Genomic DNA, 20,596 nt, shown 5'->3' with positions numbered 1-20,596 from the left:
TTCAGCCGCGCCGGGCGCGGGCACCGAACAGGCCGTTCGGAAGGAAGAAGAGGACGAGCAGGAAGAGCACCATCCCGGCGAGTTCCTGCAGGGCGGAGCTCGCCAGCGTCACCGTCAGCGCCTCGGTGACGCCGAGCAGGATCGCGCCGAGGAACACGCCCGGGATCGAGCCGACGCCGGCCAGCACGGTGACGATGAAGGCCTTGACGGTGAAGGCGTGACCGACCGCCGGCTGGACCACGCTCATGGTGTAGAGCGCGATGCCGGCGAAGGAGGCGAGCGCGCCGGCGACCAGGAACGACACCGTCTCGATACGGGCGGGATCGATGCCCATCAGCGCCGCCGCCGCGCGATCGGAGGAAACGGCACGCACCGCACGGCCGTACCAGCTCTTCTTCAACCACCACCACAACACCGCCATCAGCACCAGCGAGACGCAGAAGGCGACGATCTCGCCCTTCATGGCGAAGAGATCGCCGAAGGAGATCGCGTCCTGCAGCGTCGGCGAGGAGGTGGAGCGGACGTCGGAGGCGAAGATCAGCAGGATCGCGTTGGTCAGCACGATGCCGACGGCGAAGGTGAGGATCAGCGAATTGAGCTCGCGATGCTCGCGGATCCGGTCGATCGCCTTGAAGACCACCCAGCTCAACGACACCACCACCACCAGGGCGAGGGGGATCGCCGCCCACGGGTTCTGGCCGAAACGGTTCTCGACCACGTGGGCCATGTAGGCGGCGAGCAGCACCAGCTCGCCGTGGGCGAGGTTGATGATGCGCATGGCGCCGAACGTCACCGCCAGACCGAGCGCGACGAGGGCATAGACGCTGCCGACGAGCACGCCCGAGAAGACGGCCTGCAGAACGAGTTCGAACATGATGCCTCGAGGGGTCTGCGGGACGGGAGGGACGCGGCGCCGGGGCGGGCGCCGCGACGAGGGCTCACCAGGGCAGGGCCGGATAGGCGAGCGGGCCGGTCGCGGCCTCCTTCGGCGAGACCAGCACGATCTTGCCCTCGCGATGCTGGCCCATCGACAGCGCGAAGTTCGGGTTGTCGCCGGTGGCGTCGAACTGGATGCGGCCGAGGATCGACGGCCGGTCGGTCTTGCGCATCTCGTCGGGCAGACCGCCCTTGGCGAGGGTGCCGGCGTCGCCGGAGCGCACGATCGCCTCGCACAGCGCCATGGTCTCGACATAGGCGAGCGAGGAGAGATACTCGATCTCCTTGCCGAACATCTTCTTGTAGGCCTCGGCGAAGCGCTGGCCCTCCTCGCTCTTCACCTCGACGGGGAAGGGCAGGAACGAGGTGCCGATGACGTTGTTCATCAGGTCGGGGAATTCCTGGTACATCTTCGGCGTCGCCAGCGACCAGGCGCCGACGATCAGCTTGATGTCCGGCTTCAGCACCTTGGCGGCGCGGACGATGCCGACGTAGTCGTTCTCGTAGGCCGACATCATGATGACGTCCGGCTTGTCCTGGAGCTTGATCTTGTTGACGATCGGCTTGAAGTCGGTGATCGCCGGATCGAACTTGTGGACGGTCACCTTGATGCCCTTGGCGGAGAGCTCCTTCTCCAGCCCGTCGGCGAGCAGCGCCGGGGCCTCCTTGGTCGAGGCGACGATCGACACCGCCGTCGGCTTCAGCTCGGTCAGGAGACCGGCGATGCCGCGCTGATAGCCGGCGTTGTTGTTGATGCGGAAGAAGGTCTTCAGCCCGCGCGCCGTCAGCTCGTCAGAGACGGCGCCGGCGGTGATGTAGGTCTTGCCGAGCTTGTCGGAGGCGTCCGAGGCCGGGCCGACGATGTTCGAGCCGTAGCCGCCGATGATCGCCGTGGCGCCGGAGGCGGCGAGCTTCTCGACCGCCGAGACCGCCTTGGCCGGGGTCGATTCGTCGTCGATCTCCTCGATCTCGAAGCGCCAGCGCGGCTGGGCGGCGTTGCAGGCCTCGATCGCCACGCGCATGCCCTCGTCGAAGGCGCGGCCGGAGCGGGCGAGCGAACCGGTCAGCGGCATGTGGGCGCCGATGACGATCTTGGTGGCGGACTGGGCGTGTCCGGCGGTGGCACCGACGGCGCCGAGCGCCAGACCGAGAGCCGCGGACACCAGGGCATTGCGGACCATTTCTTCCCTCCAGAGGTTTGCTCGCGAAGGGGGGTGCGGAACCGCTGCCGCCGCGATCGCGCGCCCCAGCCGAGGCGACGTCCGCGGCACCCGTTCCGGCGCCTCTCTCCGAGTTCGCGCGGGTCGGTCCCCGCGTCGTTTCCTGTCCGCCGGTCGAGCGACGGTCGCCCATCGAGTGCCACGGCCCCGGAAGCTTGTCAACAAAGTGCAGTCGGCAATTCCGCACAGCAGAATGATTTGTTCGAGAATGGTGCCAATGGCGCCGCAACCCGCTTGACAACCCCATCCGCGTCCCGCATTTCATCGTGACAACGAAAATATGCGGTTTGCAATTCCGCTATGCAGAACAAAATTCAGGGGGGATGCATGAGCACGGTCTCGAGGCGGAACGTCGGCTCCGTCGCGCTTCTCGTCATCGACAATCCGCCCGTGAACGCGCTCTCGGCGCGGCTGCGCGGCGATCTCGTCGCCGCGATCGCGGCCGCCGAGGCCGATCCCCCAGTGCGGGCGATCGTGCTCTCCGCCGCCGGCCGCACCTTCGTCGCCGGCGCCGACATCACCGAATTCGGCAAGCCGCCGATCCCGCCGTCGCTGCCCGACGTGCTCGCCCGCATCGAAGCTTGCGCCAAGCCCGTGGTCGCGGCGCTGAACGGTGCGTCGCTCGGCGGTGGTTTCGAACTGGCGCTCGCCGCCCATGCCCGCGTCGCCGCACCCGGCGCGACCGTCGGCCTCCCCGAGATCAAGCTCGGTCTGCTGCCCGGAGCCGGCGGCACGCAGCGTCTCCCCCGCCTGATCGGCGCGGCGAAGGCCTTTTCCATCATGCTCTCCGGCGCTCCGGTCGAGGCCGGCAAGGCCGCCGCCCTCGGTCTCGTCGACGCGGTCGCGGACGGTGATCTGATCGAGGCCGCCGTCGCCCTGGCGCTCGAGATCGCCGATCGCGGCGAACCGCGCCGCCTCTCCGCCGTCGTGTGCGCGCCCGACGCCGACGACCGCGCCGCCTTCGAGGCCGCCGCCCGCGAGGCGCTGGCGAAGTCGCCCGACGCGCCGAACGTCGCCGCTCTGGTGGAATCCGTGCGCGCCGCGCTCGACCTGCCCTTCGCCGAGGGGCTGGCGCTGGAACGCGCCCGCTTCACCGCGCTGCTGCGCGATCCGCGCTCGAAGGCGGCGCGTCATCTCTTCTTCGCCGAGCGCGAGGCGGCCCGCGTTCCCGGCGTCGGCAGGGACGATCGTCCGCGCGCCATCGCCCGTGCCGCGGTGATCGGCGCCGGTACCATGGGCGGCGGCATCGCCATGTGCTTCGCCCAGGCCGGCATCCCCGTCACGGTGATCGAGACGAAGCAGGAGGCGCTCGACGCCGGCCTCGCCCGCGTCCGCGCCAACTGGGAGACCTCGGTGAAGCGCGGCTCGCTCGATCCGGCGACGCTCGAGGCGCGTCTGGCGCTGCTGAGCGGCGCGATCGGGCTCGAGGCGGCGGCCGAGGCCGACGTGATCGTCGAGGCGGCCTTCGAGGAGATCGGCGTCAAGGAGGAGATCTTCCGCGCCCTCGACCGCATCGCCAAGCCCGGCGCCATCCTCGCCACCAACACCTCCTATCTCGACGTCGACGTGATCGCCGGCTTCACGTCGCGGCCGGCCGACGTGATCGGCCTGCACTTCTTCTCGCCCGCCAACGTGATGCGCCTGCTCGAGATCGTGCGGGCGGCGAAGACCGCGCCCGACGTCATCGCCACCGCCCTCGACCTCGGCCGCCGGCTGGCCAAGCTGCCGGTGGTGGTCGGCGTCTGTCACGGCTTCGTCGGCAACCGCATTCTGGCCAAGCGCTCCGCCGCCGCCGAGCGGCTGCTGCTGGCGGGTGCCCTGCCGCACGAGATCGACGACGCCGTCACCGGCTTCGGTTTCCGCATGGGCCCCTTCGCCATGGCCGATCTCGCCGGTCTCGACATCGGCTGGCGCACCCGCAAGGCGACCGGCGGCAGGGCGCCCGTCGCGGATGCCTTGTGCGAACAGGGCCGCTTCGGCCAGAAGACCGGGCGCGGCTTCTACCTCTATCCGGCCGGCGCGCGGAAGGGCGAGCGCGACCCGGAGGTGGAAGCGTTGATCCTCGGCCTTTCCGAGGCGCACGGCATCACCCGCCGCGCCTTCTCGCCTCGCGAGATCGTCGCGCGGCTCTTCTATCCGATGGTCAACGAGGGCGCGAAGATCCTGGAAGAAGGGATCGCCGCCCGCGCGAGCGACATCGACCTCGTCTGGATCAACGGCTACGGCTGGCCGGCCGCGACCGGCGGCCCGATGCACTGGGCCGACCGCGTCGGCCTGTCGACCATCGTCGCGGCGCTCGACGAGATGGCCGACGAGAGCGGCGACGAGAGCCTGCGCCCCGCCGCGCTGCTGCGCCGCCTCGCCGACGAGGGCGCGACGTTCGCCGGCCCCGCCGCGCCCGACGTGCCGCTCTGGCGTCGCCACTTCCCCTCCGCCTGCGACTGGGACGCGCCGCTCGAGATCGGCACGCTGCCCGAGCTTCTGGCCAAGGGCGCCGCGCTCGGCGGCGATCGCCCGGCGATCGACTTCCGTGGTCGCACGCTCTCTTACCGGGAGCTCTCGACCCGCGTCGAGAGGCTGGCGAGCGGCCTTGCCCGCGCCGGCGTCGGTCCGGGTGACGCCGTCGCCCTGCTGTTGCCCAATACGCCGTGGCATCCGATCGTCTTCTTCGCGGTGACCCGGCTCGGCGCCCGCATCGTGGCGCTGAGCCCGCTCGACGCGCGGCGCGAGGTCGCCCACAAGCTCCATGCCACCGGCGCGAAGTGGCTCGTCACCACCAATCTCCCCGGTCTCCTGCCGCAGGCGCTCGACCAGCACGCCGACGGCGCCGTGCCGCGCGTCCTCGTCGCCGACGATGCCGTCTGGGGCGCGGGCGAGACGACGCCGCTGCCGATGCCGGAAGGCGAGGGCATCGCCGATCTCGCGACCCTCTTCGACGACGTGCCGTTGGTGGTGCCGCCGCCGAAGGCCGACGACATCGCCGTGCTGCAGTTCACCGGCGGTACCACCGGAACACCGCGCGCCGCCATGTTGACCCACGGCAACCTGACCGCGGCGGTCGCGATGTACCGCCTGTGGCAGGACGGCGAGAAGCCGTTGGTGCCGGGCGAGGAGAGGGTGGTGGCGGTGCTGCCGCTCTTCCACATCTACGCTCTGACGACCGTTCTGCTGCGCCACCTGCGCGACGGCAACACGCTCCTCCTGCGCCAGCGCTTCGACGTCGAGACGCTGGTCGCCGACATCGAGACCGGCCGCGCGACGCAGTTCTCCGGCGTGCCCACCATGTGGGTGTCGCTGCTGGCGCGCGCCGGCGTCGAGACGGTCGACTTCTCCTCGCTCAAGTCCTGCGTCTCGGGCGGCGCGCCGCTGCCCTTCGACGTCCAGGCGCGGATCGAGAAGCTCGTCGGCACCCGCCTCAACAACGGCTGGGGCATGACCGAGACGGCGCCGGCGGGCTCGCGCGTGCCGGCCTCCGTGCCGCGTCGGCCCGGGCTGATCGGCATTCCGCTGCCGGGGCTCGCGATGCGCATCGTCGGCCTCGACGATCCCTCGCGCGCGGTCGAACCCGGCGAGGTCGGCGAGATCGCCATCCGCGGTCCCAACGTCTTCGCCGGCTATCTCGGCGACCCGGCGGGCACCGCGGCGGCCTTCCGCGACGGCTGGTTCCTCACCGGCGACATCGGATCGATGGACGCGCGCGGTCTCTTCGAGATCGTCGACCGGCGCAAGAACATGATCATCTCGTCCGGCTTCAACGTCTATCCGGCGGCGATCGAGAACGCGATCCACGAACACCCCTCCGTCGAGGAGGTGATCGTCATCGGCGTCGCCGATCCCTATCGCGGCCAGTCGGCCAAGGCCTTCGTCAAGCTCCGTCGCGGCGCGCCCGCACCGACGCTCGACGAACTCAATGCCTTCCTCGCCGACCGGCTCGGCCGCCACGAGATGCCGCGCGACCTCGAGATCCGCGAGGCGCTCCCGAAGAGCGCCACCGGCAAGCTCCTGGCGCGCGAAATGATCGCCGAAGAGGCGGCCAGGGCAGCCCCTGCCGCCGCCGGCACCGAAGCCCTCTGAGGAGAAGACCATGGTCGACGTCGTCGTCGTTTCGACCGCGCGCACCGCCATCGCCAGGGCGGGACGCGGCGCGCTCAACCTGACCCGTGGCGCCGCCATGGGCGCCCACGTCGTCCGTGCGAGCCTCGATCGCGCCCGCCTCGAGGGCGGCGAGGTCGAGGAGGTGATCCTCGGCTGCGGCTATCCGGAAGGCGCGACCGGCGGCAACGTCGCTCGCCACGCCGCCCTGCGCGCCGGGATCCCCGTCACCGCGAGCGCCGCCATGGTCTCGCGCTTCTGCGCCTCCGGCCTCGAGGCGGTCGCCGCCGCCGCCGGCCGCATCGCCCGCGACGGCGTGCCGGTCGCGGTGGCCGGAGGGCTCGAATCCATCACGCTGACCCAGCCGGTCGATCGCGAACTCTATCGCGACCCCCGGCTCACGGCGGAAATGCCCACCGTCTACACCTCGATGATCGAGACCGCCGACATCGTCGCGGCCCGCTACGGCGTCACCCGCGAGGCGCAGGACCGCTTCTCGCTGGAGAGCCAGAAGCGCACGGCCGCCGCGCAAGCCGCCGGCCGTTTCGACGCCGAGATCGTGCCGATCACCGTCGAACAGGCGGTCATCGACAAGGCGACCGGCGAGACGACGCGGCGCACCGTGACGCTCGCCCGCGACGAGGGCAATCGCCCCGACACCACCTACGAAGGACTGGCGGCGCTGAAGCCGGTGCGCGGCGACGGCGAATTCGTCACCGCCGGCAACGCCAGCCAGCTCTCCGACGGCGCCTCCGCCTGCGTGCTGATGGCGGGCGACGAAGCCGCGCGCCGCGGGCTCGAGCCGCTCGGCATCTTCCGCGGCTATGCCACGGCGGGCTGCGAGCCCGACGAGATGGGCATCGGCCCGGTCTTCGCCGTGCCGCGCCTGCTCGAACGGCAGAGGTTGAAGGTCTCCGACATCGGCCTGTGGGAGCTCAACGAGGCCTTCGCCTCGCAGTCCCTCCATTGCATCGACCGCCTCGGGCTCGATCCGGCGATCGTCAACGTCGACGGCGGCGCCATCTCGATCGGCCATCCCTTCGGCATGAGCGGGGCGCGCCTCGTCGGACACGCCCTGATCGAGGGACGGCGGCGCGGTGTGCGTTTCGCGGTCGTCACCATGTGCATCGCCGGCGGCATGGGTGCGGCCGGCCTCTTCGAAATTCATCCGGGAGCGAACTGATGGACCTGCGCTTCACGCCCGAGGAGATCGCCTTCCGCGAGGAAGTCCGCTCCTTCTTCCTGACCGAGATCCCCGCCGAGATCCGTGCCAAGGTGTCGGAAGGCCGCAAGCTCGACCGCGCCGACTACGTCACCTCCCAGCGCATCCTCAATGCCAGAGGCTGGGCGGTGCCGCACTGGCCGGTAGCCTGGGGCGGAAAGGACTGGACCGCGGTCCAGCGCTACATCTTCATGGAGGAACTGATGCAGGCGGCGGTGCCGCTGCCCTTGCAGTTCAACTGCTTCATGGTCGGCCCGGTCATCGCCCAGTTCGGCAGCGAAGACCAGAAGAAGCGCTTCCTGCCGCGCATCGCCAATCTCGACGACTGGTGGTGCCAGGGCTTCTCCGAGCCGGGTGCGGGCTCCGACCTCGCCTCGCTGAAGACCCGCGCCGTGCGCAAGGGCGACGTCTGGGTCGTCGACGGTCAGAAGACCTGGACGACGCTCGGCCAGTACGCCGACTGGATGTTCTGCCTCGCCCGCACCGATCCGACCGCGAAGAAGCAGGCCGGCATCTCCTTCCTGCTGATCGACATGAAGTCGCCCGGCATCACCGTGCGGCCGATCATCACCATCGACGGCCGCCACGAGGTCAACGAGGTCTTCCTCGACGGCGTCGAGGTGCCGGTCGAGAACCTCGTCGGCGAGGAGAACAAGGGCTGGGACTACGCCAAGTTCCTGCTCGCCAACGAGCGCACCGGCATCGCCCGCATCGGCATGTCGAAGGAGCGCATCCTGCGCATCAAGCGGTTGGCGCCGCAGGTCCCCGCCGGCGACGGCACCATGTGGGACGATCTCGACTTCCGTTCGCGCCTCGCCGCGGTGGAGATCGAGCTGAAGGCGCTCGAGATCACCCAGATGCGGGTGGTCGCCGCCCAGGCGACGCGCGATCCCTCCAAGCCCGATCCGGCCTCCTCGATCCTCAAGCTGCGCGGCTCGGAACTGCAACAGGCGACGACCGAGCTGCTGCTCGAGCTCGCCGGCCCCGCCGCGATGGCCGGCGCGCCGATCGACGTCGGCGTCAACGATCTCGACGCGCCCTTCGCCTGGGCCGACACCGCGGCGCCGGTCTATCTCAACACCCGGAAGGTCTCGATCTACGGCGGATCGAACGAAATCCAGCACAACGTGATCGCCAAGGCGATCCTCGGCCTCTGAGGAGCGGAACCCATGGATTTCGATCTGACCGAAGAACAGACCCTCCTGAAGGACACCATCGAGCGCTGGGCCGCCGACGCCTGTCCGACCCTCGAGGCGACGATCGCGGCGCGCGCCGAGCCGGCCGGCTTCTCGGCTGCGCACTGGGCCGAACTGGCCGACCTCGGCGTGCTGGGCCTCCCCTTCGCCGAGGCCGACGGCGGCTTCGGCGGCGGGCCGCTGGAGGTCGGTCTGGTGATGGAGGCCTTTGGCCGCCGCCTCGCGCCCGAACCCTTCCTGGCTTCGATCGTCGTCGCCGGCGACGTCCTGCGCCGCGGCGCGAACGCGGCGCAGCGCGCGGCGATCCTGCCGGCGGTGATCGCCGGCACCTCGCGCCCGATCCTCGCCCATGGCGAGGCACAGGCGCGCTACGATCTCTTCGACGTCGCCACGACCGCGACGAAGACCGCCTCGGGCGGCTGGCGCCTCGACGGCCGCAAGACCGTCGTCGAGCACGGCGGCAGCGCCGATCTGCTGATCGTGAGCGCCCGCACCTCGGGCAGCCGGCGCGATCCGGACGGCATCACATTGTTCCTGGTGCCGGCCGACCTCGCCGGCCTGCGGGTGGTGGCGCGTGCCGCGCAGGACGGCGGCCGCACCGCCGACGTCTCGCTCGACGGCGTCGAAGTGCCGGCCGACGCCGTGCTCGGCCCGGTCGGCGGCGGCTTCGACCTCGTCGAACGGGCGCACGAGGCGGCGATCGCCGCCATCGCCGCCGAGGCGATCGGCTCGATGGAGGCGCTGACCGACCTCACCGTCGAATACCTGCGCACCCGCAAGCAGTTCGGCGTGGCGATCGGTTCGTTCCAGAGCCTGCAGCACAAGGCGGTCGACATGTTCGTCGCCCTCGAACAGGCCCGCTCGATGGCGCTCTATGCCGCGATGATGGTCGACGCCGAGGACGCCGAGGAACGCCGTTCGGCGATCTCCGCCGCCAAGGTGCAGATCAACAGGTCGGCCCGCTTCGTCGGCCAGACCGCGGTGCAGCTGCACGGCGGCATCGGCATGACGATGGAGTATCTCGGCGCCCACCACTTCCGCCGTCTGGCGATGATCGAGATCGCCTTCGGCGACACCGCCCATCACCTCAAGCGCGTGGCGCTCGCCGGCGGGCTCGTCAGGGCGAGCTGACGAAACGCGCGGCTCGGCGCGGCGCGCCCGGCCGACGCCCTCTCGACGAGGCCTCTCATGACCGACACGCAGACGACCTTTCCGCCGCTGGCGGGCTTCGCCGCCCATCTCGGCCTCGCCATCGCCGGCTGGACCGAGGACGGGCCGGAGCTGGTGCTCGACATCGCCCCCCATCACCTCAACCGCAACGGCGCGGTGCACGGCGGCGTCGTCCTGTCGATGCTCGACAGCGTCTGTTCGCTCGCCGGCGTCCGCCTCGTCGACGGGCAACTCGCCGGCCGCGTCGTGGCGGTGCAGCTCTCGACCAACTTCGTCGCGCCGGGGCTGACCGGCCGCCTCCGGGCGCGCTCGCGCATCCGCGGCGGCGGGGCGAAGACCCTTCACGTCGAGGGCGAGGTGGTCGACGAGGCCGGCGCCACGATCGCGATGGCCACCGGCGTCGTCCGCCGCATCCGCGACGACGCGGGCGGCACCACCCGCGCCGGAGACGACGCATGACGACGCTCGCCGCAGCGCCCGCGCGCGCCTCCGCCGACGGGCGCTTCCACACCCGGATCACCGACCTCTTCGGCATCCGCCATCCGATCCTCGCCGGCGGCCTGCAATGGCTGGCGAACGCCGACTACGTCGCCGCGGCGGTGAAGGCCGGGACGATGGGCTTCATCACCGCGGCGAGCTTCGCCGACGACGCTGCGCTTGTCGCCGAGATCCGCCGCTGCCGCGATCTCGTCGAAGGGGCGCCCTTCGGCGTCAACGTCTCGATGCTGCCGAAGATCGCGCCGCAGGAGCGGGTCGAGGCGATCATGCGGGTGATCGTCGCCGAGAAGGTCGCCTTCGTGGAGACCTCCGGCCGCAGCCCGGCCGAATGGGTCGGCCCGCTGCACGATGCCGGCGCCCGGATCATCCACAAGGTGCCGGCGGTGCGTTACGCCGAGAGCGCGGCGCGGGCGGGCGTCGATGCGGTGTCGATCGTCGGCTACGAATGCGGCGGCCACCCGGGCATGGAGCTGATCGGCACCTTCGTCCAGGCGGCGCAGGCGGCGAGCCGCCTGACCATCCCCTATTGCATCGGCGGCGGCGTCGGCCACGGCGCGCAGATCGCCGCGGCGCTCGCCATGGGCGCCGACGGCGTGGTGATCGGCACCCGCTTCCTGGTGGCCGAGGAACTGTGGGCGCATCCCGACTTCAAGGCGCGCGTGGTCGCGGCACGGGAGACCGACACGATGCTGGTGCTCCAGTCGCTGCGCAACACCATCCGCATCCTGCGCAACGACACCGCCGAGGCGGTCGCGGCGATCGAGGCGCGCGGCGAGGGGAGTACCGAGACGCTGCTGCCGCTGGTCGCCGGCCGGATCGGCCGCGAGGCCTACGTGACCGGCGACACCGCGCGCGGCGCCCTCTCCATGGGCCAGGCGCTCGCCTTCGCCGACAGGGTCGAACCGTTCGGGCGGATCGTCGAACGCCTGATCGGCGAGGCCGAGGCCGCCGTCGGCCGCCTCGTCGCCGCTCACGCGCCGTAGGCCGAGATCAGGTTCGCCGACAGCAGGAACTCCGAAGAGAAGACGCCCCGCACCAGCGGCTCGAGCGCAGGCGCCCGCGTCGTCGCCTCGACCACGCGGCGGCGGGCCGCCACCGCCTCCTCGATCGTCACCGCGCGGAAGCGGACGCGCGCGCCGGGGCGGCGCTGCGCCATGCGGCCGAGGTCGGCACCGATCACCGTGGCGATCTTCGGATATCCCCCCGTCGGCTGGCGGTCGGCCATCAGCACGAAGGGCAGTCCCGACCCCGGCACCTGGATGGCGCCGTGGGCGACGCCGTCGGAGACGATGTCGTGACCGCGGGCGTGGGCGAGCGGTTCGCCGTCGAGCGCATAGGCCATGCGGTCGGAGCGCGGCGAGACGGTCCAGTCGCGGGCGAGGAACGCCGCGATCTGGTCCGGCGCGAAATGGTCCGCCTGCGGGCCGAGCACGACGCGGATGTCGCCGTCGTCGGGGGTGGGCGCGTCGAGGAGGCGCATCGTCCCGGCGACCGTTCCGCGTGGGTCAGGCACGCCGACGCGGTCGCCGGGACGCAGGGCGCGGCCGTCGAGACCGCCGAGCCCCGAGCGGGCATGGGTGGCGAGGGAGCCGAGCACCGGCGCGAGATCGAGCCGCCCGGCCGGCGCCAGATAGGCCCAGGCGCCGCCCGGTCCGGGGCGGATCGCCAGCCGCGCGCCGGGCTCCAGTCGCAGGACGCAGGCATCGGGCAGCGCCGCGCCGTCGAGCTTCACGTCGAAGCCGGGGGCGACGACCGCGACGTCGAGCGCGCCGTCTTCCGCCGTCGTCTCGAAGCCGCCGAGCGAGATCTCGATCACGCCTGCGCCCGCCGGATTGCCGACCATGCGGTTGGCGAGCGCGAAGGCGATCGGGTCCATCGGTCCGGCGACGGTGACGCCGAAGCGCAGGCTGCCGTGGCGGCCGCCGTCCTGGACGGTGACGCCGGGGCCGGCGGCAAGGACGTGGAGCCGGGTCATCGGATCGCCTCCGCGCGGGCGACCACCTCGCCCTCGGCGACGCGCGCCTCGAGGGCGGCGAAGCGGCCGGCGTCGATCGGCTCGAAGACGATCTCGTCACCGGCGGCGACGAGGAAGGCGGGGTCGCGACCCGGCACGAACAGGCGTTCGGCCGAACGCCCGAGCACCCACCAGCCGGTCGGCATCGGGAAGCTCGCCACCGCCGCCATGCCACCGCCGATCATCACCGCGTTGGCGGGATGCGGCGGCCGCGGCGCCGGCCTACGGGCGACGCGGAGCGGCTCGGCGAGGCCGCCGAGATAGGCGAAGCCGGGGGCGAAACCGTACATGTGGACACGCAGCGGCATCGCCGCGACGAGATCGATCACCGTGGAGGGCGTGAGGCCGATGCGGGCGGCGATCTCGGCGAGATCCTCGCCGTGCGGCGGCTCGAACGACACCGGCAGATGCCAGCGCGTCGCGGCGCGGACGGTGACCTCGGCGCTCGCCTCGAGCGCGATCAGGCGTTCGATCAGCGCGTCGCGGCCGATCGTCAGCGGTTCGTAGTGGACGGCGAGGGAACGGAAGGTCGGCACCGTCTCGATCACGCCGGCGATCGCCGCCGCCGTCACCGCCGCGTCGAGCGCCAGCACGCGCTCGTTGATCGCCGGATCGACGTCGTCGCCGAACTCCACGACGAGCATGCACTCGCCGCTGTCGAGAAAGCGCAAAGGCACCATGGTCAGGCGCTCGCGAAGGGGGCGACGGTGACGCCCGCGGCGAGAAGGCGCTCCTTCAGCCGCTTCGCCGCCGCCACCGCATGGGCGCCGTCGCCGTGGACGCAGATCGAGCCGACCGGCGTCGCCATGCGCCTGCCCGAGACCGAGACGACCGCGCCGTCGAGGACCATGGCGAGCGCCCGTTCCGCCGCCTCGTCGGGATCGTCGACCATCGCGCCGGGCTGGCCACGGCGGACGAGCTGGCCGGCATCGTCGTAGCCGCGATCGGCGAAGACCTCCGCCACGACCCGCAGTCCCGCCCGTTCGCCGGCGCCGACCTGTTCGGAGAGCGCGATGGCGAGATGGACGAGGTCGCGGTCGACGGCGCGGATGGCGCGGGCGATCGCCTCGGCCGGTCCGCGTTCGGCGGCGGCGAGGTTGGCGAGCGCGCCGTGCGCCTTGACGTGGGTGAGGCGATGGCCGGCCTGCGCCGCCATCGCCGCGGCGGCGCCGATCTGATAGGCGACGAGATGTTCGATCTCGCGCTCGCTCAGGGCGATACGGCGCCGGCCGAAGCCCTGGAGGTCGGCGAAGCCCGGATGGGCACCGACCGCCACGCCGTTCTCCCGCGCGGTGCGGAAGGTCGCCGCCATCACGTCGGGATCGCCGGCGTGGAAGCCGCAGGCGACGTTGGCGGAGGTGACGATGGCGAGCATCGCCGCGTCGTCACCCATCGACCAGGCGCCGAAGCTCTCGCCGAGATCGGAGTTGAGATCGACCGTCGTCATGGGCACCCTCCCGTCTTCTTGTCGTTCGTCACATGCCGAGATAGGCGCGACGCACCTCGGGGTCGTCGGCGATCTGCGATGCAGGGCCGGAGAGAACCACACGACCGGTCTGCAACACATAGGCGCGATCGGCGATCTCCAGGCTCTCCACCAGCCGCTGCTCGACCAGCAGGATGGTGACGCCGGTCGCGCGGATCACCTTCACCGCCTCGAAGATCTCGTCGACGAGCTTGGGCATGATGCCCTGCGACGGCTCGTCGAGCATCAGGAGGCGCGGCCGCGTCATCAGTGCCCGCGAGATCGCCAGCATCTGCTGCTCGCCGCCCGAGAGCGTGCCGGCGCGCTGGTCGAGCCGTTCCTTCAGCCGCGGAAACAGGGTGAAGACCCGCTCCAGCGGCGCCTCGCGATCGGCCTCGCCGCGGTGCAGCCAGCTGCCGAGCCGCAGGTTGTCGCGCACCGAGAGCCGCGGGAAGAGCCGCTTGTTCTCCGGCACGTAGGCGAGACCGCGGGCGGTGACGAGATGGCCGGCGAGACGGTCGATGCGGTCTCCGGCGAAGGAGACGCTGCCCGACTTCGGCTTCTCGAGGCCGGAGATCGACTTCAGCAGCGTCGACTTGCCGGCACCGTTGGCGCCCGCCACCACGACGATCTCGCCGTCGTTCACCTCGAGCGAGATGCCGGAGATGGCCACCAGCCCGCCGTAGGCGGTGGTGAGATCACGAACCTCGAGCAGCGCCATGACGGTCTCCCAGATAGGCGGCGACGACGCGCGGGTCGGCGACGATTTCCTTCGGCGTGCCTTCCGCCAGAACGCGGCCGAGTTCGAGCACGACGGCGCGGTCGATCAGCGGCATGACGATTTCCATGACGTGCTCGACCATGACGATCGTCACGCCCTGATCGCGCACCTTGCGGATCAGATCGACACCGGCGCGGGCCTCCGACGGCGTGAGGCCGGTCATCACCTCGTCGAGCAGCAGGAGCTTCGGCTCGGTGGCGAGCGCGCGCGCCATTTCGAGGCGGCGCTTCTCCGGCGGTGTCAGTTCGGAGGCCGAGACCTCGGCGCGGTCTCCGAGCCCGACGAAGTCGAGCACTTCGAGGGCGGCGACGCGTGCCGCCCGGGCCGAGGCGCGGCGGGCGAGCGCGCCGACGAGTACGTTCTCGACCACGCTCATGCTGTCGAAGGAACGCGGCACCTGGAAGGTGCGGGCGATGCCGAGCGAACAGCGGGCGGGGCCGGTCAGCGCCGTGACGTCGTGACCGTCGAAGCGGATGGTGCCCTCGTCGACGGCGAAGGCGCCGGCGATGGCGTTGAACAGCGTCGACTTGCCGGCGCCGTTGGGGCCGATCAGGCCGAGGATCTCGCCGCGACCGACGGTCATCGACACGTCGGCATTGGCGACGAGACCGCCGAAGCGCTTGGTGACCGAGGAGACCTCGAGGAGGGGCGTCTGGGGCATGGCGTCATCCCTTCCTGGTCGAACGGCGCGGCAGCAGGCTGAGCAGACCTTCCGGCCGCGCCAGGGCCACCACCATGACGAGGACGCCGTAGATCACGAGGTCGAGGCCCGAGCCGGAACCACCGGCGTAAGAGCGGGTGATCTCGGTCAGCGGCACCAGCACGACCGCGCCGACCAGCGGCCCCCACAGGGTGCCGATGCCGCCCAGCACCGCCGGAAGCGCGAAGAGCAGCGAGAAGCGGAAGGTCATCACGCTCTCCGGGTCGATGTAGGCGACGTAGGCGGCGTAGAGCCCGCCGCCGAGCGCGGTGAAGGCGGCGGAGACGGCGGCGGCCGACATCTTCGAGGAGAAGACCTCGACGCCGAGGCTCTCGGCCGCCTGGACGTCGTCCTTGACGGCGCGCCACCAGTAGCCCCAGCGGCTGTCCTCGATCACCCAGGTGACGAGGAAGGTCGCGGCGAAGAGGCCGAGGGTGATCCACACCCACTGGCTCTTGTCGCGGCCGAACTGCAGCGACCACCAGCCGTCCGACGCGATCGGCCACTGCAGACCCAGCGCACCGCCGGTGAATTCGGCGTTGTGGGCGACGATCAGGCCGATCTCGGCGATGACGATCGTCGCGATCGAGAAATAGTGGCCCTTGAGGCGGAAGCAGAAGCGGCCGACGATCAGCGCCGTCGCCGCCGAGATCGCCGCACCCGCCACCATGCCGGCCCAGGGGGTGATGCCGTTGTTCACCCAGAGCAGCGTCGTCGCATAGGCGCCGAGGCCGAAATAGAGCGCGTGGCCGAGCGAGATCTGACCGCAATAGCCGCCGAGGATGTTCCAGCTCTGCGACATCGCCGCATAGAGCAGGGTCAGCACCACGACGTTGAGCAGATAGACGTCCTTGACCGCGAAGGGGATGGCGGCGATCGCCACGGCCACGGCCGCACCGAGGATCAGCCGGCGTCGCCGGTCGGCCGCGAAATGCGCCGCGGCGGGGGAAACGAGGGGAGCGGACGACATCAGAGCCTCCCGAACAGGCCGCTCGGGCGGAGGAAGACCACGCCGAGATAGAGGACGTAGACGCCGATCGACTTCATCGCCGAGGGCAGGATCAGGGTGGTCGCGGCCTCGACCAGTCCGACGATGATGCCGGCGGCGAGCGCGCCGAACACCGAGCCGAAGCCGCCGAGCGCCACCGTGACGTAGGCGACGAGGGCGAAGCCGCCGCCGACCTGCGGGTGAACGTAGTAGAAGATCGCGATCACCCCGCCGGCGAGCCCGATCAGCCCGGCGCCGAGGCCCCAGCCGAGGGCGAAGATGCGGTTGCGGTCGATGCCGACCAGCGCCACCGCGCCCTGGTCCTCGCGCGTCGCCTCCAGCGCCTTGCCGAAGTCGGTGCGGGTCATCAGCAGCCACAGGCCGGCGAAGGCGGCGAGCGACACCGCGGCGCCGAAGATCTGCGGCGCCGGCAGGTAGACGCCGGCGAGGTTGACCGTCCGTCCGGCGAGCCACGACGAACCGATCGAGCGGTAGTCGGGCGAGAAGAGATACTGCGCCAGGCCCTGGATGGTCACCGCCAGACCGAAGGTGGCGAAGATCTGCACCATGCCGGCATTGGCCTTGGCGCGCATGGCGTAGCGGACCACGCCGAGATAGACCAGCGCGCCGAGGACGAACATCGCCGCCACCACCAGCGGCATCAAGAGCACCGGATCGATGCCCGAGACCGCCCAGGCGCCGAAGGCGGCGTACATCGCCAGCATCAGCATCTCGCCGTGGGCGAAGTTCACCACGTCCATCAGGCCGAAGATCAGCGACAGGCCGACCGCGACGAGGGCGTAGATCAGCCCCGTGAGCAGGCCGCTCGCCAGAATCTGGATGATTGCTTGTGTCGTCATGGACCTCGCCTCGGAAAAACGACAGGCCGAGCGGATGGAGTTCCGGCTCTTCGCGTTCTGTTTGGCTTCACCCTGAGGTGCCCGGCCATCGGCCGGGCCTCGAAGGGCGAAGCCTCGACGGGCCTTGCCCCTCGGCCCTTCGCCCTTCGAGGCTCGCGTTGCGAGCACCTCAGGGTGAAGGACCTCCGCAAGGGCCGAAAGGGCTGGAACTCCGACCGTTCGGGATCAGCCGTTCATCGGCCACTTCGGTTTGGCCGCCGCCACAGCCGCCGGGAAGACGGTGACGAACTTGCCGCCGAGGTACTGGATCAGCACCGGGTCGCACAGCATGTTCTGCCCGTCCGGCCCGAACTCGATGCCGCGCCACGGCATGATGGTGCGGTCGCCGGGAATCTTGGTGGCGGCGAGCGCGTCGCGGATCTTGGCGCCGTCGATCGAGCCGGCGCGGTCGATGGCGTCGCACAGCGTCAGGCAGGCGGTGAAGAGGCGCGAGGTGTTGTCGTTGATGTCGCGACCGGCGCGCGCCTTGAACAGCTCGTTGACGACGCCGATCGACTTGCGCTTGGGCGCGAGGTCGAGGGCGAAGGAGGCGCGCGAGATCAGCCCCTCGAGCTTGTCGCCGACCGCGTCGAACACCGCCTTCTCCGAGAAGCCGGCGGCCTGGGCGAGCATGTTCTTCGGCTTGTAGCCGAGCTCGGCCATGGTCTTGACCAGGAGGAGGGCGTCGGTGGTGTAGCTCGACGGCAGCAGCACGTCGGCATCGGCGCTCTTCAGCTGCTGCACCTCGGCGGTGAGCGAGGGCGAGTTGGCGCGATACTTCACGTCGGCGGCGATCTTGTAGCCGCGCTCGCCGGCGAGCTTGCGCTGGACGTTCGACGAGTCGGTGCCGAAGATCGTGTCCTCGTAGAAGAGGGCGACGCTCTCCACCTTGGCGCCGGCCGCCTTCTGCGCGTCGAGGAAGTCGAACATCGCGGTCGAGAAGAACTCGTCGTGCGCCGCCGGGCGGAAGAAGTACTTCAGCCCCTTGCGATGCAGGCTCGGCGACGAACTGTCGGCGGCGACGAAGGGCACGCCGTAGCGCTCGCAGGTCGCCGACACGGTGGCCGAGACCGACGAGTGGAACGAGCCGAGGATGGCGACGACCTTCTCCTGGGTGATCAGGCGTTCGGCCTCGGCGCGACCCTTCTGCGGGTCGGCCTGATGGTCGGCGATGACGAGACGGATCTTGGCGCCGCCGAGCGAGGTGATGCCGGCCGTCTTGGCGCAGGGCAGATCGAGGTCGTGCACCGAATTGACGATGTCCACCGCCGTCTCCAGCGCGTGGCGGGCATCGACGCCGATCTGGGCGCTGGCGCCCGACATCGGGTAGATGGCGCCGATCACGATCTCGTCGGCGGCGGAGGCGGCGCGAAGGCCGGACAACCAGGTGGCGGCGGCGGCCGCACCGAAAAGCGCGTCTCTGCGATTGATCATCTGCGATCCCTCTGTTCGGCGGCGTTTCGCCGGGCCCTGCCGCTGTCGGATGTCCCGGTCGGATGCGACGCGGATCGGCCCGTCGGGTCGATCGCGGAGACGGCGATCTCAGATCACCGCGTATTCGGAATTGCGCCGGTCGGTGACGAGCATCGTGCCGGGCTTGTGGGTGATGGCGAAGCTGGGCTTCACCGTCGCGATCACCGATTGGGGCGTGACGCCGCAGGCCCAGAAGACCGGAATCTCGTCGTCGCGGACGGTGACCGCGTCGCCGTAGTCGGGCTTGGCGAGATCCTCGATGCCGATCAGATGCGGCAGGCCGAGATGGACGGGCGCACCGTGGACGGCCGGATAGCGCGACGAGATCTGCACCGCGCGGATCGCATCCTTGGGCTTCAGGGGCCGCATCGAGACCACCATCGGCCCGGAGAAGGCGCCCGCCGGATTGCAGGGAATGCTGGTGCGATACATCGGCACGCGCACGTCCTCTTCGACGTGGCGGATGCCGATGCCCTCGGCGATCAGCCCCTCTTCGAAGGAGTAGGAACAGCCGATGACGAAGGCGACGAGATCGTCGCGCCAGAAGTCGCGGACGTCGTCGACCTCGGCGATCATCTCGCCGTCCTTCCACACGCGGTAGCCGGGGATGTCGGTGCGGAGATCGAGATCGGCGCCGAGCGCGGGGATCTCCCACGACCCGACCTCGGAGACGCCGAGGATCGGGCAGGGCTTCGGGTTGGCCTGACAGAAGCGCAGGAAGTCGCCGGCGAGCTCCTTCGGCAGCACGGCGAGATTGCCCTGCGCGTAGCCGAGCGCCATGCCGGCGGTCGAACCCTTCAGGGCGCCCGAGCGGCAGGCGAGCCGAACGGCACGGCCGGGGAGCATCGTGTCGTCGGACGAAGAGGCGACGGCGTGGCGCATCGGGCGGCTCCTGGAACTCGACGTCGGGCCGATCTGCCTATCGACGTCGCATTTTCGATGCTGCCCATTTCATCACCCGAGTTGATTAAGCTCAAATCGTTTGTTTTAATCGACTTCGATAAGGAAAATTTATCGGTGGCCCATGTCGGTCGATTTCAAGAACCTCGAGACCTTCCTCGAAGTGGCGCGGCTGGCGAGTTTCCGCGCCGCCTCTCTGCGTCTCAACGCCACCCAGCCGGCGATCTCGCAACGCGTCGCCCAGCTCGAGAGCCAGCTCGGCGTCCGTCTCTTCGTACGCGAGAGCCGAAGGGTGACGCCGACGCCGAAGGGTCGCGAGCTGATGCTCTATGCCGAGAAACTGTTGGCGCTCAGGGCCGAGATGGTCGCCGCGGTGGGCGATCCGGCGACGCTGGTCGGCGTGCTGCGCATCGGCGTCGCCGAGACCATCGTCCACACCTGGCTGCCGCGTCTGATCGAGCGGGTCAGCCGCGACTATCCGCGCCTCACCATCGAGATCGAGGTCGACATCTCGCCGAACATGCGCGAGCGCCTGATCTCGCGCGAGATCGATCTCGCCTTCCTGATGGACACGTTCGCCGGTGAGCCGCTGGTCTCGCGCGACCTCTGCCGCCACGCGCTCGCCTTCGTCGCCTCGCCGCGGCTGGTGGGGGGCAACACGACGATGACGCTCGAGGACCTCGCGCGCCATCCGATCATGACCTTCTCGCGTCGCACCAAGCCCTACGAGGCGGTCTACGAGGCCTTCAATCGCCCCGACCTGCCGCGCGTGCGGCTCCACGCCTCGGCCTCGATCGCCACGCTGGTGCGCATGGCGGAACAGGGGCTCGGCATCGCCGCCATCCCGCCGGCGATCGTCCGCGACCATCTCGCCGACGGCCGTCTGGTGATGATCGACACGCGCGTGCGCTTCCCCGATCTCTCGTTCCGCGCCGCGTGGCTGCCCGGCGTCGACGTTCGTTCTCGGGAAGTCATCGCCGAGCTCGCCGGCGAAGAGGCGGCGTCGAACCCCTTCGCGTGAGGGGCGGACGATTCGGCCGCC

General features: G+C 70.6%; 18 protein-coding genes. 7 read left to right on the top strand and 11 right to left on the bottom strand.

Annotation, left to right across the window (positions count from 1 at the left end):
• Position 1: 1 nt before the first annotated feature.
• Positions 2–874, bottom strand: a complete 873-nt coding sequence (locus ACT541_RS12495) for a branched-chain amino acid ABC transporter permease (protein ID WP_476137316.1) — start codon at positions 872–874, stop codon at positions 2–4.
• 64 nt (positions 875–938) lie between these two features.
• Complete coding sequence (locus ACT541_RS12490) at positions 939–2,117, bottom strand: ABC transporter substrate-binding protein (protein WP_476137315.1); 1,179 nt, start codon at positions 2,115–2,117, stop codon at positions 939–941.
• Between the two features lie 366 nt (positions 2,118–2,483).
• Here ACT541_RS12490 and ACT541_RS12485 point away from each other — a divergent pair, with 366 nt between their 5' ends.
• The 6 genes from ACT541_RS12485 to ACT541_RS12460 are packed head-to-tail and all read left to right on the top strand — an operon-like array spanning position 2,484 to position 11,317.
• Positions 2,484–6,230, top strand: a complete 3,747-nt coding sequence (locus ACT541_RS12485; RefSeq protein ID WP_476137313.1) for an AMP-binding protein — start codon at positions 2,484–2,486, stop codon at positions 6,228–6,230.
• 10 nt (positions 6,231–6,240) lie between these two features.
• A complete protein-coding gene (locus ACT541_RS12480) occupies positions 6,241–7,431 on the top strand; it encodes an acetyl-CoA C-acyltransferase (RefSeq protein ID WP_476137311.1) in 1,191 nt (396 codons plus the stop codon).
• Complete coding sequence (locus ACT541_RS12475; protein ID WP_476137309.1) at positions 7,431–8,627, top strand: acyl-CoA dehydrogenase family protein; 1,197 nt, start codon at positions 7,431–7,433, stop codon at positions 8,625–8,627. Before ACT541_RS12480 ends, ACT541_RS12475 begins: the two co-directional genes overlap by 1 nt.
• A 12-nt stretch (positions 8,628–8,639) precedes the next feature.
• Positions 8,640–9,797, top strand: a complete 1,158-nt coding sequence (locus ACT541_RS12470; RefSeq protein WP_476137308.1) for an acyl-CoA dehydrogenase family protein — start codon at positions 8,640–8,642, stop codon at positions 9,795–9,797.
• 57 nt (positions 9,798–9,854) lie between these two features.
• Positions 9,855–10,295 (top strand): PaaI family thioesterase, encoded by a 441-nt coding sequence (locus ACT541_RS12465; protein ID WP_476137306.1) that lies wholly within the window; start codon positions 9,855–9,857, stop codon positions 10,293–10,295.
• Complete coding sequence (locus tag ACT541_RS12460; RefSeq protein WP_476137304.1) at positions 10,292–11,317, top strand: NAD(P)H-dependent flavin oxidoreductase; 1,026 nt, start codon at positions 10,292–10,294, stop codon at positions 11,315–11,317. The genes ACT541_RS12465 and ACT541_RS12460 overlap by 4 nt, the downstream gene beginning before the upstream one ends.
• Here ACT541_RS12460 and ACT541_RS12455 read toward each other — a convergent pair.
• The 9 genes from ACT541_RS12455 to ACT541_RS12415 all read right to left on the bottom strand — a co-directional run bounded on the left by ACT541_RS12455 (position 11,305) and on the right by ACT541_RS12415 (position 19,536).
• Complete coding sequence (locus ACT541_RS12455) at positions 11,305–12,309, bottom strand: 5-oxoprolinase subunit C family protein (protein ID WP_476137302.1); 1,005 nt, start codon at positions 12,307–12,309, stop codon at positions 11,305–11,307. The genes ACT541_RS12460 and ACT541_RS12455 overlap by 13 nt on opposite strands.
• Positions 12,306–13,028: a 5-oxoprolinase subunit B family protein gene (locus ACT541_RS12450; RefSeq protein ID WP_476137300.1), complete on the bottom strand. Its 723-nt coding sequence runs from the start codon at positions 13,026–13,028 to the stop codon at positions 12,306–12,308. The genes ACT541_RS12455 and ACT541_RS12450 overlap by 4 nt, the downstream gene beginning before the upstream one ends.
• A gap of 2 nt (positions 13,029–13,030) precedes the next feature.
• Positions 13,031–13,795 (bottom strand): LamB/YcsF family protein, encoded by a 765-nt coding sequence (locus ACT541_RS12445; protein WP_476137298.1) that lies wholly within the window; start codon positions 13,793–13,795, stop codon positions 13,031–13,033.
• Between the two features lie 28 nt (positions 13,796–13,823).
• On the bottom strand, positions 13,824–14,528 hold the full coding sequence (locus ACT541_RS12440) for an ABC transporter ATP-binding protein (protein ID WP_476137526.1): 705 nt from the start codon (positions 14,526–14,528) through the stop codon (positions 13,824–13,826).
• On the bottom strand, positions 14,512–15,255 hold the full coding sequence (locus tag ACT541_RS12435) for an ABC transporter ATP-binding protein (protein WP_476137296.1): 744 nt from the start codon (positions 15,253–15,255) through the stop codon (positions 14,512–14,514). Before ACT541_RS12435 ends, ACT541_RS12440 begins: the two co-directional genes overlap by 17 nt.
• A 4-nt stretch (positions 15,256–15,259) precedes the next feature.
• A complete protein-coding gene (locus ACT541_RS12430) occupies positions 15,260–16,264 on the bottom strand; it encodes a branched-chain amino acid ABC transporter permease (protein WP_476137294.1) in 1,005 nt (334 codons plus the stop codon).
• Positions 16,264–17,142 carry a branched-chain amino acid ABC transporter permease gene (locus ACT541_RS12425; protein ID WP_476137292.1) on the bottom strand — a complete coding sequence of 293 codons (879 nt, stop codon included), beginning with the start codon at positions 17,140–17,142 and terminating at the stop codon, positions 16,264–16,266. The genes ACT541_RS12430 and ACT541_RS12425 overlap by 1 nt, the downstream gene beginning before the upstream one ends.
• A gap of 225 nt (positions 17,143–17,367) precedes the next feature.
• Positions 17,368–18,615 (bottom strand): ABC transporter substrate-binding protein, encoded by a 1,248-nt coding sequence (locus ACT541_RS12420; protein WP_476137290.1) that lies wholly within the window; start codon positions 18,613–18,615, stop codon positions 17,368–17,370.
• A 108-nt stretch (positions 18,616–18,723) separates the two neighbouring features.
• Positions 18,724–19,536 carry a putative hydro-lyase gene (locus ACT541_RS12415; RefSeq protein ID WP_476137288.1) on the bottom strand — a complete coding sequence of 271 codons (813 nt, stop codon included), beginning with the start codon at positions 19,534–19,536 and terminating at the stop codon, positions 18,724–18,726.
• 142 nt (positions 19,537–19,678) lie between these two features.
• Here ACT541_RS12415 and ACT541_RS12410 point away from each other — a divergent pair, with 142 nt between their 5' ends.
• Positions 19,679–20,575: a LysR family transcriptional regulator gene (locus ACT541_RS12410; RefSeq protein ID WP_476137286.1), complete on the top strand. Its 897-nt coding sequence runs from the start codon at positions 19,679–19,681 to the stop codon at positions 20,573–20,575.
• The last annotated feature ends 21 nt before the right edge of the window (positions 20,576–20,596 follow it).

This window comes from Pinisolibacter sp. DMC100 (assembly GCF_056313705.1).
The sequence above is the reverse complement of the archived record's forward strand: the minus strand, read 5'-3'. Positions and strand labels throughout refer to the sequence as shown.

Excerpts from the sequence above, each read along its gene's own strand:
- ACT541_RS12495 (WP_476137316.1), bottom strand. The coding sequence starts at position 874 with ATGTTCGAACTCGTTCTGCAGGCCGTCTTCTCGGGCGTGCTCGTCGGC.
- ACT541_RS12490 (WP_476137315.1), bottom strand. The coding sequence starts at position 2,117 with ATGGTCCGCAATGCCCTGGTGTCCGCGGCTCTCGGTCTGGCGCTCGGC.
- ACT541_RS12485 (WP_476137313.1), top strand. The coding sequence starts at position 2,484 with ATGAGCACGGTCTCGAGGCGGAACGTCGGCTCCGTCGCGCTTCTCGTC.
- ACT541_RS12480 (WP_476137311.1), top strand. The coding sequence starts at position 6,241 with ATGGTCGACGTCGTCGTCGTTTCGACCGCGCGCACCGCCATCGCCAGG.
- ACT541_RS12475 (WP_476137309.1), top strand. The coding sequence starts at position 7,431 with ATGGACCTGCGCTTCACGCCCGAGGAGATCGCCTTCCGCGAGGAAGTC.
- ACT541_RS12470 (WP_476137308.1), top strand. The coding sequence starts at position 8,640 with ATGGATTTCGATCTGACCGAAGAACAGACCCTCCTGAAGGACACCATC.
- ACT541_RS12465 (WP_476137306.1), top strand. The coding sequence starts at position 9,855 with ATGACCGACACGCAGACGACCTTTCCGCCGCTGGCGGGCTTCGCCGCC.
- ACT541_RS12460 (WP_476137304.1), top strand. The coding sequence starts at position 10,292 with ATGACGACGCTCGCCGCAGCGCCCGCGCGCGCCTCCGCCGACGGGCGC.
- ACT541_RS12455 (WP_476137302.1), bottom strand. The coding sequence starts at position 12,309 with ATGACCCGGCTCCACGTCCTTGCCGCCGGCCCCGGCGTCACCGTCCAG.
- ACT541_RS12450 (WP_476137300.1), bottom strand. The coding sequence starts at position 13,028 with ATGGTGCCTTTGCGCTTTCTCGACAGCGGCGAGTGCATGCTCGTCGTG.
- ACT541_RS12445 (WP_476137298.1), bottom strand. The coding sequence starts at position 13,795 with ATGACGACGGTCGATCTCAACTCCGATCTCGGCGAGAGCTTCGGCGCC.
- ACT541_RS12435 (WP_476137296.1), bottom strand. The coding sequence starts at position 15,255 with ATGCCCCAGACGCCCCTCCTCGAGGTCTCCTCGGTCACCAAGCGCTTC.
- ACT541_RS12430 (WP_476137294.1), bottom strand. The coding sequence starts at position 16,264 with ATGTCGTCCGCTCCCCTCGTTTCCCCCGCCGCGGCGCATTTCGCGGCC.
- ACT541_RS12425 (WP_476137292.1), bottom strand. The coding sequence starts at position 17,142 with ATGACGACACAAGCAATCATCCAGATTCTGGCGAGCGGCCTGCTCACG.
- ACT541_RS12420 (WP_476137290.1), bottom strand. The coding sequence starts at position 18,615 with ATGATCAATCGCAGAGACGCGCTTTTCGGTGCGGCCGCCGCCGCCACC.
- ACT541_RS12415 (WP_476137288.1), bottom strand. The coding sequence starts at position 19,536 with ATGCGCCACGCCGTCGCCTCTTCGTCCGACGACACGATGCTCCCCGGC.
- ACT541_RS12410 (WP_476137286.1), top strand. The coding sequence starts at position 19,679 with ATGTCGGTCGATTTCAAGAACCTCGAGACCTTCCTCGAAGTGGCGCGG.